Raw genomic sequence first — 15,021 nt, forward strand, 5'->3', positions numbered from 1 at the left:
AGGTCTCTTCCAATGCACGCTGGGGCACGTGCGCAGCCGACACGGCGCCGATCTGGCGTGTGAGCGAGGTAAAGCTGCCCACCGACCAGTCGCGCTCGAATTCGCCCGAGAACACGGGCGCAGGCCGCAACTCGGGGCGGCGCTCGACGCGGTCCAGCACCGTGCAGGCATCGGGCTGCGCCAGCGAAGTGACATAGATGGCGTCGCAATCGCCCACTACCTGCTGCCAGCGCAGCAGCAACTGGCCGGATGGCAGCTTGTCGCCACCCGTCAGCAGGTAGCCGAGCGCCGATTCGTGCAAGGTATTTTCGCCCGCCTTGCGCGCCGCCTGGGCGGCCACGCCCAGCCACAGGAAATGGCGCGCGCGCGTCAGGGCCACGTACAGCAGGCGCAAGTCTTCCTCGATGCGCGCCTCTTCGACCGCTGCCATCGCCTCGTCGGACAGCGACAGGTCGAGGCGGCGCTCGCCGTCTTCGCCCGCGTAGTCGAAGAAGCTGCGGTTGCGCTTATCCACCTTGCGCGCCGTGACGGCGAACGGCAAATAGACCAGCGGGTATTCGAGGCCCTTGGATTTGTGCACGGTGATGACCTTGACCAGTTCCGCATCGCTTTCCAGGCGCAGCACACGCTCGTCGCCGCCCTCGCCTTCGCCGGCGATCTGCTCGGCCAGCCAGCGTATCAGCGCCTGTTCGCCATCGAGCTCGCGGCTGGCCGCTTGCAGCAGTTCGGCCAGGTGCAGCAGATTCGTCAAGCGCCGCTCGCCGCCCGTTTGCTGCAGCAGCATGGCGGGCAGCTTCAGTTCGTGGATGAAGCGGCGCAGCATGGCCAGCACGCCCTGTCGCTGCCAGATCAGGTGCAAGGCTTTGAGTTGCTCGACCCGGCGCTCCCATTCCAGTTCGTCGCTCGACAGGCGCGCCAGCTCGCCCAGCGACAGGCCGATGGTGCGCGTGGCAAAGGCGGCGCGCGCGAGACCTCCGTCAAGCGGGTTGGCCAGCGCCGCCAGCCAGCGCAGCACGTCTTGCGCCTCCTCGCTGTCGACGACGGAATCCTTGTCGGACAGGTAGACGCTGGCGACCCGGCGGCGCGCCAGCGCGCGGCGGATGGCCGCCGCTTCCTTGCGGTCGCGCACGAGCACGGCGACATCGGCCGGCTGCAGTCGCACAAATCCCTCAGGGCCAGCGAAACCGGCTTGGCGATCGCCCAGCATGGCGACGATATGTTCGGCGCAATGCTGCGCGAAATACTCGCGGTAGCTGTCGCCGCGCAGTCCTTCATCGCTGGCGCAGGCGGCCAGCAGGGCCGGCAACGGGCCGCCGGCGTTCACCAGGTGCTCGGCGCGGCCCTTGGCATCGACGGCTTCGAACGGCAGCGGATTGTCGCCATTTTTACGATAGCGGAAGGCACCAAACGGCACTTCGGCGCGCTCGGCATGCAGGAACAGCTGGTTGACGGCCGCCACCAGGGGCGCCGTCGAACGATAGTTGGTGCCCAGCTGGTAGTGGCGGCCGGCGGTGGCGCGCCGCGCCGCCAGGTAGCTCTGGATATCGGCGCCGCGAAAGCCGTAAATCGATTGCTTCGGGTCGCCGATCAGGAACAGGCCCAGCGCCGCGTCGTTGTCGCCGATGCGGTACAGCAGATTGAATATCCGGTACTGAGCAGGCGCCGTATCCTGGAATTCATCGACCATGGCCAGCGGATACTGGTCGATGATGCGCTGGCGCAGGGCCGCGCCATTCTCGCCGGCCAGCGCGTCGTGCAGGCGCTGCAGCATGTCGGCAAAGCCGAACTGGCGCGACTGGCGCTTCAATTGATCCATGCGCCGGGCGATGGCCGCCGCCGCATGCAGGTGCAGCTTGTGCGCCAGCGGCGTCAATGCCGCCAGGGCCATCCCCAATGCCTCGGTATGCTCGAAGCACTCGGGCACCCGGGCCGTGAAACTCTTGGCAAACGCATCCTCGATGCCGAACGGCGTCAAACGTTCCCAGGCCTTGGCCGTGATGGCCGGCTGCAGCAACAGCGGATCTTGCGCCCAGCGACGCAAGCCGTCGAACCACTTTGCCAGGTTCTCCGGCTTCATCTTGACGCCGTTGAAACACTTGGGATTGGCGGCGCGCTGCTCGTTGATCCAGGCCGCCATGCCGTCCACGCGCTCGACCCAGCCCGCCTTCAGGGTGGCCAGCTGCGCCGCCAGCGCCCGCTGTTCGCGCGCGATCAGCGTCGACAACGGTTCCTCGCCCGCCATGCCCATGATGTCGGCGCGGCGCGCCAGCTCGCGCGCACCTTTCTTCAACGCTTCGACGTCGGGCCAGCAGGCCAGCAGTACATCAAGCGCCTGTGGCGGCAAGGGATAGACTTGCTGGCGCCAGTAGTCGTGCGCCGCATCCTCGAACAGGGCTTGCTCGTCGCTGACCAGTTCTTCGTCAAACAGGCTGCCGCTGTCGAACGCGTGCTCGCGCAGCATGCGCTGGCACCAGGCGTCGATGGTGAAGATGGCTGCTTCATCCATCGTCTCGGCGGCCAGCATCAGGCGGTGCGCGGCCTTTTGCCGCTCGCTCTCGTCAGGGTAGGATTCCAGCAAGGCGTCCAGAAACGGATCGCTGCCGCCGGATTCAATGCGCAACTCATTGCGAAAATAAGCAGCTGCCTCGATCAGGCGCTCGCGCACGCGGTTCGACAATTCGCGCGTGGCGGCGCGGGTAAACGTCATCACCAGGATGTCGGCCGGCAGCAGCGGGCGCGTGAAGCGGCTGGCGTCGTCGCCGTGGCCCAGCACGAGCCGCACGTACAGCGCGGCGATCGTCCAGGTCTTGCCCGTGCCAGCCGACGCTTCGATCAGGCGCGAGCCGTGCAGCGGGAATGCCAGGGGGTTGAGCAGATGGCTCGTCATTGTTCTTCTCCGGCGCCGTCATCGGGCGCGCTGATCGGGTCTATCGTAATATGTTGCTGCAGCCAGTCGGCCAGCGGGCCATACAGCTCGCGCGTGCAGTCTTCCCATGCTTCCTCGGCGGCCAGCGCGGAAAATTCGGGCCACAGGCGCGCCAGGCACAGTTCATCGCGCTCGCCCGACATGTCAAAGCCGCCGTCATACACGGCGCGCGGGTCGCCGCCCTGCACCAGCGCCAGTCCCGTCTTGCACGCCGTGGGCAGCGGATGGTTCATGCCTTCGCGCCACAGCGCCAGCAAAGTGGCCAGCGCCGCGCGCGACGTGGCAGGATCGAGCGGCGCCATGCTGACGATGGCGTCGCGCGCCACCAGGTAACCGGTGACGGGGAAGCCGAGGGCGGCGGCGGCCAGCTGGCGCAGCCACATCAGCATCAACTTGTCGCCACGCGCCAGGCCAGCCTTGTCCGTCACCTTCGAGGAAATCTGCATCAGCCAGGCCGTGTCGCGCCCGTTGCTGCACAATTTGTCGAGCCAGTCGTCGATCTGCAGCTCGCCAAACGGCAAATTGATGGCGCGCTTGTCGGCCGCCAGCGGGAACGAGGCGCGCAAGGAAAGCCACGCGCTGCGCACGGGCACCAGCGCCTCGACCAATTGCGCCTGTACCTGCTGGCCGATCAAGCCGATGGGCAGCACGCCTACACGCGCCAGCCTCGCTGCGCGCGCCTCCAGGCTGGCGCGCACGTCACCCGCCGCTTCGACGGCGCCGCCATCGTCCAGCATGGTGTCTTCCAGCAGATAGCGCTCTAGCGCATTCAGGCCGAACGGTTCTTCATCCTCGCCCAGCATGGCCGCGTCGGCGAAATACACGCTCAAGCGGCGGCGGAAAAAGTACTTGACGGGCTGGCGCAAAAAGCTGGCCAGCTCGCCCAGTTTCAAGCGTGTGCCGGGATCGAGCTCGTAAGGGCCCAGCGGCAGCACGGCGGCCTGTTCCTGCGCATCGGCCACATCGGCCTCGGCATGCGCCACGCGCCATTCGCGCGCGTAGGTCAGCAAGCCATCGGCCTCGAAATAGCGGCGGCTGAACGGCTGCAGCGCATGTTCGGTGGTGAGCGACGCCAGGTGCCGGTCCAGCGACCAGCCGGCGGCCAGGTAGTCGCGCAACTGCGACACCAGCACGGATGGCGGCTGCTCGGAATTGTCGCGCACATTGCGTCCCACCCAGCTCACGTACAATTTGTCGCGCGCGGCCAGCAAGGCTTCGAGCATCAGGTAGCGGTCATCGTCGCGGCGCGAACGGTCGCCAGGACGCGCCATGCCGGGCAGCGCCAGCAAGTCGAAATCGGCCTTCTGCGCGCGGCGCGGGAAGTCGCCATCGTTCATGCCCAGCAGGCACACGACGCGAAACGGCACGGCGCGCATCGGCATCAAGGTGCAGAAGGTGACGCCGCCGGAGACGAATTGATGGTTCAGGGTCGGCTCGTCCAGCGCGCCCAGCCACGCCACGCGCAGCACGGATAGCGGCACCTGCTCGACAAAGCCGGCATGCTCGCAGGTTTCCAGCCAGCCCTGCAAGGCGCCTTCCAGCTGCGCCAGGGTCAAACGGTCGCCCTCGTCGTCGGCATCGAAAAAAGCGGCCAGCAGCGCACGCGCCTGCACGCCCCATTCGGCTGGCGCGCGCGCGCCGGCCAGCACGCTGCGCCAGTGCAGCAGCGCCTCGACCAGCTGCGCCAGCGAGCCCGCCAACGCCGCATCGAGGCCGCCCACTTCCGCGTACGGTTCGATGCCGCCAAAGCTGGCGCCACTGCCGCTGGCATAGCCGAGCAGCATGCGCCGCACGCCGAAGATCCATGCATTCTGTTCCCCGGCCGCGCCCAGCCCCAGGCCGGCGCGGTGCGCCTGGTCCAGGCCCCAGCGCACGCCCGCCCCTTCGATCCAGGCGCCCAGAGTGGCCAGGTCGTCCGGCTGCAGGCCAAAGCGGGTGGCCAGCGCCGGCACGTCGAGCAGGTCGCGCACTTCACTCTGGCGGCAGCGCTGCTGCGGCAGTTGCAGCAGCCACTCGAGCGCGACGAGCAGCGGGTTGACGCTGCGGTCCTTCACGTCGCCGATCTCGAAGGGAATGAACCGTTCGTCGTTGCGCCGATACTGGCCGAAGACGGCGTGGATGGCGGCCGTGAAGGTGTCGATATCGGGCACCATCACCACCACGTCGCGCGGACGCAAGCCCGTTACGGCACTGTGCGCGAACATGGCCAGCAACTGGTCGTGCAGCACTTCCACTTCGCGCTGCACGCTGTGCGCCACGTGAAATTCGATCGAACGGTCGCCGGCCTCGGGCGGCAGCTGCTCATGCTCGGCCAGCGGGCGCAGTTCGCGGATGGCCACCTGCACCTGCTGCAGCAGGGTCTCGCCCGTTTCCTCGCCAAACAGGTCGATGCGCAGGCTGTCGTCGCGCCCTTCGGCTTGCGCATGTTCGTCGAATTCGTCGAGCATGCGGATGAAATCGCGCCCTTGCCTGCCCCAGCTGGCCAGCAGCGGATGGCTGTGCGCATGCAGTTCTTCGAGCGCAATTTGCGCCAGGTCCTGGCCATTGCGCTGCTTCTGGCGCTTGTTCTGCGCACGCAGCAAGTCGCGCCCGTCGATAATATCGCCCCAGTAAAACTGGCAGGGGTTGGGCACGGCCAGCACCACCTGCGTGTGGCGCGCCAGCGCGGCCAGCGCCTGCAAGGTTTGATACGGCAAGGCCGATACGCCGAACAGCACCACTCTGCGCGGCAGCTTGCCGGCAGGCTGCTCGCCGGCGGCGATCGCCGCCAGGAAGGCGTCGTGGATGTCGGCACGGCCCGTGTCGCGCTCGAAAGCGTCAACGTCGCCAGCCACGGCACGCCACAGCTGCGCCTGCCAGCGCTGGTCTTCCTTCAAGGCGATGGCTACGCCGCGCGCCGTGCGCAACTGGTCGCGCCCCGCGGCCCAATCGGCCAGCCAGTCGGCGCGGTAGACCTGGTACTGGTCGAACAAGTCGGCCAGGCGCTCGGCCAGCTGCAGCCGGCGTTCGCTATCGCCATCGGCAAGGAAGTAGCGCAGCGGCGCGAAGACCGGCTCGGCCAGCAACGAGGGTAAAAGACGCATCAAACGCCAGGTCAGCGGCGACTTGTCGAACGGCGATACGCGCGGGACGCGCTCGCGCCCCAGCATGCCACGGTAGCTTTCCCACAGCAGGCGCGCCGGCAGCGCGATGCGCGTGGCGGCGCACACCCCCATTTCCTCGGCCAGGGCGATCTTCAGCCATTCGGCCACGCCGTTCGACTGCACCAGGAAGATATCCGTTTCCAGGGGCGCCAGCGGATGCTGGCGCAGCCACTGGAAGACGGCGGCGCGCAGCTGTTCCAGCTGGTTGCCATGCAGGATGAGAAGGCCGGGCGTGACGGGAGTATGCATGCTGATCCGATGGTTTGCCGCGTCTCCGGCCGGGTGGCCGGAGACGTCAAACGCCTATTATCGCCGCTGCCTGCGTCAGGGGGCGTCGCTGGCGGCAAATTCCAGTGAAATTTGTTCTGCCACCTGTGCCAGCGCCGGCTCCAGCGCCGTCAGCAGGGCGCGCGCCTGCTGCAGATCGCCGCCAAGGCGCAAGCCTTCGATCGACGTGCACAGGCTGGCGAAGGCATGGGCGCCCACGGCCAGCGCCGACGATTTGCTGCGGTGTCCCAGGTCGGCCAGGCGCCCCAGGTCTTGCAGCGCCATGGCCTGCTCCATTTCGGCGATGCCGTCGCGTGCCGTGTCGAGAAATAGCTGGGTGTACTTGCGCATCTTCACGGCGTCATTGCCGAACGTGAGCGCCAGGGTGGCCAGGTCGAGGATGGCCGTGTCGCGCAATTCCAGCGCGGCGGCCGATGGCGGCGCTTTCGGCACTGCCGCCATCCTGTCACGGCCGATGCTGCCGATACCGCCGCGCAGGCGGAACCATTTCGCCAGCAGGTGAAACAGCAGATTCGGGGCGATCGGCTTGGTCACGAATTCATCCATGCCCGCCGCCAGGCAACGGGCGCGGTCTTCGCTGCCCGCATTGGCCGTCATGGCGATCACCAGCAGGCCGCTAAGCGCGGGGTCGGCGCGGATACGACGGGTCGCCTCGAAGCCGTCCATCTCCGGCATCTGCACATCCATCAGCACGCAGTCGTAGCGCTGGCGACCCAGCAATTCCAGCGCTTCGCGGCCATTGCTGGCGACGCAAACGGTGGCGCCCGCGTCTTCCAGCAATTCGCAGCCCACCTGCTGGCTGAAGATGTTATCTTCCACCAGCAGGATGGAGGCGCCGCGGATCACGCCCAATACTTCCGGCTCCACTTCGGCGATACGCTCGTCACCGCCCTGCGCGCTTCTCTCCAGGCGCGCCGTGAACCAGAAGGTGCTGCCCAGTCCCGGCTGGCTGTACACGCCCACCTTGCCGCCCATGAGTTCCACCAGTTGCTTGCTGATCACCAGCCCCAGTCCGCTGCCACCATACTTGCGCGTGGTCGACGGGTCGGCCTGGTGGAAGGAGCGGAACAGCTGCGCCACCTCTTCTTGCTTCATGCCGATGCCACGGTCCTGCACCTCGAAGCGCAGCATGCCATGGCTGCCGCGCTCCTCCGACTGGCGCACGCGCACGAAAATGCTGCCATTGTCGGAAAACTTGATGGCGTTGCTGGTCAGGTTCAGCAAGACCTGTTCCAGGCGCAGCGGGTCGCCGCGCCAGCGCTGCGACAGCTCAGGCGCGATATCGAACTGCAGCGCCAGCGCCTTGACGGCGGCCGCATCGCCGAGCTGGCTGGCTACGTTCGCCAGCAGGGTGTCGAGACGGAAGTCCAGTACTTCCAGTTCCAGCTTGCCCGCCTCGATCTTGGAAAAATCAAGGATATCGTTGATCAGGCCCAGCAAATGCTGGCCCGAATGGAAGATTTTCTGCAGATAATCGCGCTGGCGCGCGTCGGCCACCGATTTCAGCGCCAGGTGCGCCATGCCGATGATGCTGTTCATCGGCGTGCGGATTTCATGGCTCATGTTCGACAGGAAGTCGCTCTTGGCCTGGCTGGCCGCATCGGCCTGCTCCTTCAGGCGGTGCAGTTCCGTCACATCGGTGGACAGGCCGATGAGTCCCGTGACGGGACCGGGCAAGCCCAGCGGCACCTTCACGCTCCACAAGTGATGCACCTGGCCCTGCGCATCGACGAAGCGCTCTTCGCCGACGAACTTGGCGCCGCTGTCGAAGACCTGGCGTTCGGTCAGCCGCGCAGCAGCGGCCGCATCGCCGAGCATCAGTTCGCCATCCTGGCGGCCGATCAACTGCTGCGCCGAACGGCCCAGTATCTTCGCCGTGCGCGCGTTCACGTAGCGGTAGCGCAGGTCGGCATCCTTCATGTAGACATAGGCATCGACGCTATCGAGCACCGTATCGAGCAAGATGCGCTGCGCCACCGCATTGCGGCGCGAACGGTACAGGGTAAAGATATAGCCATAAATAAGCAGGGTGCCGGCCACGCCGACGGCCAGCGCCAGCCATGGAAAATAACGGTCGAAGCCGCTGTACAACTCCACCTTGCGCACGCGGAAATGGGCTTTCCACAGGCCGCCCTGGTAAGCCACAGGCAGCACCAGGTCAAAATATGCGGTATCGCTGCCCGGTTGCGGCGGCGCTGCCGCCAGGTCGCCATTATCGTTGAACAGCAGGCGGTCCTGCGGCGTGATGCGCCACACGCCGTTGGCAGGCAGCGGCTCGGCGGCGTTGTACAGGGTCAGGTGCAGCGGTTCCAGGGCGCTGTGTTCGAGTGCGCTGCGCACCAGCTGCGCCACGCCGAAACCGATACCCACGGACCCCTGGTAGGCGGCGCGACGCTCTGCCTCGCCACCTTGCGGCATGCCATTGCGGTACACGGGCAGGCGCATGCCCAGGCCCACATGAGCGGGCGGTCCCTTGATCATGATCACCTGGCCCGACGCGCCCACCTCGCCGCTATCGCGCGCCTGCTCCAGGGCCTGCGCCACCAGCGGGTTGGCGCCGATATCGACGCCCATGCGTTCGCCCAGCAGGAAGTCGGGCTCCAGGTAAGTCAATACCGTGTAGGCCGGCCGTTCGCCGGGCGGACGGATGGTGAAATCGGGGTAACCACGCGGCGCCAGGCTGGTATCTTTACGCACGGCCTCGATGAAGGCGGCGCGTTGCGCCGACGGGACGGCCACCGCATAGTTGACCGATTCGATGGCAGGGAACTGGCGCGCGATATCGAGGCCGGCCACATAATCGTGGAACTGGCGGCGCGTCAGATGCTCGCTGGTGCGGAACAGGGCTTCGAGTCCGCGCAGCAGGTCGGAATAGCTTTTCACCCGCGTTGCCAGGTTATGTTGGGCGCTCTGGGTGAGATTGTCGAAACGCTGTTCGGCATCGTCATTGACCGTGCGCGCCGCGCCCGCGTACAGGGCACCGCCCACCGCCAAGGCCAGCAGCAAGCCACCCGCCCATATCCTGATGCCTGATCCCGCCCCGCCCTTGCTCAAAGTGTGCATTGTCGATCGCTTATTCCGGTTTCCTCGAATGTGCGGCGCAGGCCGCCCAGCAAGTACGAGGATACTATCAAAGCCCGTGCCCGACGCGCTTGTGGAAGAAAAAAAGCGCGCAGGCTGCTTGCCCTGGAAAACACCGCGCGCTTAGGTCGCCTGCAGGGCCACTGCCAGGAAGTCGCAAAAGGCGCGCACCTTTTCCTGCACATGGCGTCCATCGGGCGTCAAAGCATAGACGCCGCGCCTGGCCATGCCGTGCGACGGCAGCACGCGCACCAGGGCGCCGCTGTCGAGCAGGGGCGCGGCGACGAACGACGGCAGCGCGCCCACGCCGATGCCCGCCACCAGCATATCGGCCAGCAGCAGGCTGCTGTCGGCGGAAAAGCGCACTGGCAGGACTATGCTGCTCGCCCCTTCCGGGCCGGCCAGTTGCCAGACGCCGGGACTGTCGGCCAGGCGGTAGGCCAGGCAATCGTGACCGTGCAAATCCTGCGCCTGGCGGGGCATGCCGCGCCGCGCCAGATAGGCGGGCGCCGCGCAAATCATTTGCTCGACCTCGCCCAGGCGGCGCGCCACCAGGGTCGAATCGGCCAGCGCAGCGCGGATGCGCAGCGACACGTCATAGCCTTCGCCCACCACATCGCGCAGACGGTCGTCCAGGGTCATTTCGATTTTGACTTCCGGATAGCGGGCCATGAACTCTGGCAGCAGCGGCGACAGCACCTTCAAGCCAAACGATAGCGGCGCATTCACGCGCAGCCGTCCCGCCACCTTGCCGGCGCAGCCGCGCGTGGCCAGTTCCAGCGCGTCGATTTCATCGAGCAGGCGGCAGCATTCAAGATAATAGGCACGCCCGCCATCCGACAAGCTCATGCGCCGTGTCGTGCGCAGCAGCAGCACCGTGCCCAGGCGCGCCTCCAGTTGCCGCACCTGCTTGCTGATGGCCGCCGCCGACTGGTTCAGGTCCAGCGCCGCCTTGCTGAAGCTGTCGCGCTCGACCACCTTGCGAAACACGCGCATATGCGCCAGAACATCCATGATTCTTTCCGCTCAGTTGAATATCTTATTATTTTATCGCCGATTATAATTTGATTGGAAAACAATATGATAGTGACTTCTACATGCATGTCACGCAAGGAATATCTTATGTTCAAACCATCTGCCACCCTGACCACCCTGCTGCTGGCTTTGCTGGCCGGAACGACACAGGCCGCAGCACCCGCCCCTGCCGCCGCAATGCCGGAAGTGGGCCTCAGTCCCTGGGGCCCGAAAGACGAAATCGGCCGCCTGAACCTGATGACGCCAGCCTCGCGCGCCGCCATCCTTGCGCGCATCGACGGCGGCAAGAGCTACGACCTGGCCGTCGATTTCTATGTCGGCATGCCCAGCTGGCAGGCGGCAGGCGATCCGCCCTACCAAATGTGGATGACGCACACGCCGAAGGGCAATGTGGTGGCCGACTCGATGCACGTGGGCGAGGTCATGAACCGCCACGTCAGCTACACGGGCTCGGCGGTCTCCATGTATGCCCACATGGGCACGCATATCGACGCGCTCAACCACTTCGGCTTGAATGGCAAGATCTGGAATGGCTTTACGGAAGAGCAACACCTCGGCGACCGGGGCTGGACCGTGACGGGCGCGGAAAAGCTGCCGCCCATCGTCGCGCGCGGCGTGCTGATCGACGTGGCCGTGGCCAAGGGACTGTCACAGCTGCCCGACAATTACCGCGTGACGCGGCAAGACTTGCGCGACGCGCTGGCAAAGCAAGGCGTCACGCTGGCGCCGGGCGACGTGGTGCTGATACGCACGGGCCGCATGCAGCACTATGCGCAAGCGCAAGCTTACATGGCGAATCCGCCCGGCCTGTCGCTCGATGCGGCAGCATTCCTCGTGGAAGATGGCGGTGCCATGGTGGTGGGCGCAGACAACCTCAGCTTCGAGGCGTTTCCCTCCGAAGTGGCCGGCAACTACCTGCCCGTGCACACCTATCTGCTGGCGCAGCAGGGCACGCCGATCCTGGAACTGGTCGACCTGGAAGCGCTGTCGCGCGACAAGGTGTACCAATTCGCCTTCATCGGCGCCTCCTTGAAATTGCGCGGCGGCGACGCGGCCCCCATCCGTCCCGTGGCCCTGCCGATACGCTAGCGTCCGACGGCAGCGGCCAGCAAGGCGCCGGCGCCATGGTCATCCCAGGCATCGGCGCAGCGCACCACCTCGCCCACGACGATGATGCTGGGGCTGCCCAGGCCGCTGGTCAGCAAGTCGCCGGGCAAGGCGTGCAAGGTGCTCAGCAACTGGCGCTGCGCCGGCAGGCTGGCCGATTGCACCACGGCCACGGGCGTGCCTGGCGCCATGCCGCCAGCCAGCAAGCCCGCCTGGATGGCCGCCACCCTGGCCACGCCCATGTAGATGACGAGGGTGAGCTGGCTTTGCGCCAAGGCCGCCCAGTTAGGCTCGGAAACGCTATCCTTGCCGTGGCCCGTGACAAAAATGGCGCCCTGGCTCCAGCTACGGTGCGTCAGCGGCACGCCGATGCTGGACGGTGCGGCCAGGCCGCTGCTGATGCCGGGGATCACCTCGACGGCCACGCCGTGGCTGCGCAGGTAGGCGCGCTCTTCGCCGCCGCGTCCGAACAGATACGGATCGCCCCCTTTCAGGCGCACCACGTGCAGGCCGGCGCGCGCTTCGGCCAGCATCAGGCGTTCGATGAAGGCTTGCGGTGTCGAGGCACAGCCGCCCCGCTTGCCGACCTCGACCACGCGCACGCCGGACGCCGCATGCGCGAGGATGGCCGGGTTGACGAGGTCATCGATCAGTACCACGTCGGCCCGTGCGATGGCCTTTACTGCCTTGATCGTCAGCAAATCCGGGTCGCCGGGACCGGCGCCGACCAAGGTCACGCTTCCAAGTTGCGCCATGCTGCAGTCTCCCATCAAATTCAGTCAAAAACAGCGGCCGATGGCAAATGATGCCGCGTAGTCTTCCGGCGCGCTGCCGTCCCACACGATGCCGTCGCACAGGGTCGAACTGCGCATGGGGGTCTTTGGCAGGGGCGTGGCCGTCATTTCCGCCGCCTGGCGGTACAGGTCGAGGCGATTGACGTGCCTTGCTACCGCCAGATAATCGGGTTCGTCGCGCAGCAAGCCCCAGCGCCGGTGCTGGGTCATGAACCACATACCGTCCGACAAGTAGGGGAAATTCACGGCGCCATCGTGATAGAACTTCAAACCGTGCGCTTCATCCCAGGTCTTGCCCAGCCCATCCTGGTAGTGGCCGAGCATGCGCGGCGCCAGCGCTTCCTGCGGCGTATTCAAGTAAGCAGGCTCGGCCAGGGTGGCCGCTACGGCCAGCCGGTTGGCATCGCTGGCATCGATCCAGCGCCCCGCCTCGAGCACGGCGGCGATCAGGGCGCGGCAGCTGTTCGGATGCTGGTGTGCAAACGCGGCGCTGGTGCCCAGCACCTTGCCCGGATGGTCGGGCCAGATGGCGCCACTGGTGGCGGCCGTCACGCCCACACCATCGACGATGGCCTTGTAGCCCCACGGTTCGCCGGCGCAAAAGCCATCCATCTGGCCTGCGCGCAAAGCGGCCACCATCTGCGATGGCGGCACCGTCATCACGCGCGCGTCGCGCAGCGGATCGATGCCGTGCGCGGCCAGCCAGTATTGCAGCAGCATTGCGTGGTTACCGGTCGGGAAAGTATGCGCAAACGCAAATGGCCGCGCCGCAGCGCGCATGTGACGCGCCAGCGTCGGACCATCGTGGGCGCCCTCGCGCGCCAGCGTCGCCGACAGGGTGACGGCCTGGCCGCTGTGATTGAGGTTCATCAGCACGGCCATGTCGTGCTGTTGGCCGCCGATGCCCATCTGCACGCCATACACGAGACCGTACAGCACGTGGGCGGCGTCGAGTTCGCCATTACTCAATTTGTCGCGCACGCCGGCCCACGACATCTCGCGGCTCAGTTCGATCTTGATGCCGTATTTCTCGTCCAGCCCCAGCTTTGAGGCCATCACCAGCGAGGCGCAATCGGTCAGCGGCAGGAAACCGATGCGTATCGTCTGTTTTTCCGGCTGCAGGGATCGCATCACCTGGCTGCCCTCTCTTGCCTCTTTGCCCGCTTGCTCTGTCATACCATTCCTTGCTGATAAGTACTGTTTTTCCGCGCCACCATGGGCAAGGCTCTCCCCGTCCAGCAGCAAGGACCGTGCCTGTGCACGTCCTGCCCAATGTGCCATAAAATGCACCGGAATGGTGCGCTGCACCAGCCTGTATCAGGAAATGGACGCATCATCCCAGCAAGTCCTCCACGTCGAGGATGCGCTGGGCAATGTCCGCCAGCTTCAATTTCTTGTTCATGGCCATGCTGCGCAAGCGTTGGTAAGCCTGGTCTTCCGTCAAGCCATGATGCGTCATCAACAGGCCCTTGGCCCGTTCGATCACCTTGCGTTCAAGTAGTTTGTGCCGCGTGTCGAGCAATTCGGCGCGCAATTTTTCTTCCTGGCGAAAGCGTGCGAGGGCCACGTTCAGCACGGGTTGAATGCGCTCGGCCTGCAAACCGGCCACGATATAGGCGGACACGCCGGCTGCCATGGCCGCATCGATGCTGGCCGTGGCGCCGTCTTCCGTAAACAAAACGATGGGGCGACGCTCGTCGCGCGTGGCGATGACGATGTGCTCAAGCACGTCACGCGCATCCGATTCGGCATCGATGATGATGAGGTCAGGCTGCAGTTGCGCGATGCGCTCAGGAAGGTAGAGGTCGGCTGGCAGGGAGGCGACGATGTCAAAACCTGATTCCAGCAAGCCGATGCGCAAGGCATTACCGCGCTGTATCTGGGCAGCCAGGGCAGCATCCGCATGCACGCCGTGCTCGACCAGGGTGTTGACGACAACGATGCGCAAAGGCTGGGTACGGCTGGACGTCATGGGAGCGATCTGCAATGGCTAAATAATTAACCATTGCAGTAAGCAAGAAGCGAACCAGACAGTTTTACTTCAAGGTCGGCATGGCAAACTCGGCGCCGGCAGCCGTCGAGGCCGGCCAGCGCTGCGTGACGGCCTTCTGCTTCGTGTAGAAACGCACGGATTCCGGGCCATGCGCGTGGTGGTCGCCAAACAGGCTGCGCTTCCAGCCGCCGAAGCTGTGGAAAGCCATCGGCACGGGAATCGGTACGTTCACGCCGACCATCCCCACCTGCACCCGGTGCGTGTATTCGCGCGCCGTGTTGCCATCGCGCGTATAGATCGCCGTGCCATTGCCGTATTCGTGGGCGTTGACCAGGTCCAGCGCCGCCGTGAAATCGGGCACGCGCACGATGCACAGCACCGGGCCGAAGATTTCTTCCTTGTAGATCGTCATTTCCGGCGTGACATGGTCGAACAGGCTGCCGCCGAGGAAAAAGCCGTTTTCATGGCCTGGCAACACGAAACCGCGCCCGTCGGCCACCAGTTTGGCGCCTTCTTTCACGCCTGTGGCGATGTAGCCAGCAATTTTTTCCTTGTGCACTTGCGTCACGACGGGGCCCATCTCGGCCGACAGATCCATGCCTTGCGTAATCTTCAGTGCCGCGATGCGCGGCAACAGTGCCTCGACCAGTTGAT

At 65.7% G+C, this 15,021-nt stretch carries 9 protein-coding genes; 1 reads left to right on the top strand and 8 read right to left on the bottom strand.

Going from position 1 to position 15,021, the window contains the following annotated elements:
• From recB to K0F85_RS17595, 4 genes are all read right to left on the bottom strand, one after another.
• On the bottom strand, nt 1–2,887 hold a 2,887-nt coding region (recB, locus tag K0F85_RS17580; RefSeq protein ID WP_257572848.1), incomplete at its 3' end, for an exodeoxyribonuclease V subunit beta.
• Complete coding sequence (gene recC / locus K0F85_RS17585; protein WP_219117249.1) at nt 2,884–6,318, bottom strand: exodeoxyribonuclease V subunit gamma; 3,435 nt, start codon at nt 6,316–6,318, stop codon at nt 2,884–2,886. The genes recB and recC, both read right to left, overlap by 4 nt.
• A 75-nt stretch (nt 6,319–6,393) precedes the next feature.
• Entirely contained in the window at nt 6,394–9,420 is a 3,027-nt protein-coding gene (locus K0F85_RS17590) for a CHASE domain-containing protein (RefSeq protein ID WP_219117250.1), read from the bottom strand.
• Between the two features lie 141 nt (nt 9,421–9,561).
• Entirely contained in the window at nt 9,562–10,452 is an 891-nt protein-coding gene (locus K0F85_RS17595) for a LysR family transcriptional regulator (protein WP_219117251.1), read from the bottom strand.
• Between the two features lie 108 nt (nt 10,453–10,560).
• On the opposite strand from K0F85_RS17595, the gene K0F85_RS17600 reads away from it, so the two are divergent.
• Nucleotides 10,561–11,562 (top strand): cyclase family protein, encoded by a 1,002-nt coding sequence (locus K0F85_RS17600; protein WP_219117252.1) that lies wholly within the window; start codon nt 10,561–10,563, stop codon nt 11,560–11,562.
• On the opposite strand, the gene cobA is transcribed toward K0F85_RS17600, so the two are convergent.
• From cobA to K0F85_RS17620, 4 genes are all read right to left on the bottom strand, one after another.
• Nucleotides 11,559–12,335, bottom strand: a complete 777-nt coding sequence (gene cobA / locus K0F85_RS17605) for a uroporphyrinogen-III C-methyltransferase (RefSeq protein WP_219117253.1) — start codon at nt 12,333–12,335, stop codon at nt 11,559–11,561. The genes K0F85_RS17600 and cobA overlap by 4 nt on opposite strands.
• 24 nt (nt 12,336–12,359) lie before the next feature.
• Nucleotides 12,360–13,550: a CmpA/NrtA family ABC transporter substrate-binding protein gene (locus tag K0F85_RS17610; protein ID WP_219117254.1), complete on the bottom strand. Its 1,191-nt coding sequence runs from the start codon at nt 13,548–13,550 to the stop codon at nt 12,360–12,362.
• A gap of 157 nt (nt 13,551–13,707) precedes the next feature.
• Nucleotides 13,708–14,346: an ANTAR domain-containing response regulator gene (locus K0F85_RS17615; protein ID WP_219117255.1), complete on the bottom strand. Its 639-nt coding sequence runs from the start codon at nt 14,344–14,346 to the stop codon at nt 13,708–13,710.
• A gap of 64 nt (nt 14,347–14,410) precedes the next feature.
• Nucleotides 14,411–15,021 (bottom strand): aldehyde dehydrogenase family protein (locus tag K0F85_RS17620; protein WP_219117256.1); only part of this gene is annotated, 611 nt, incomplete at its 5' end.

It is taken from the genome of Janthinobacterium sp. UMAB-56 (genome assembly GCF_900095265.1).
In the GTDB taxonomy this organism is placed as follows: domain Bacteria; phylum Pseudomonadota; class Gammaproteobacteria; order Burkholderiales; family Burkholderiaceae_D; genus Janthinobacterium.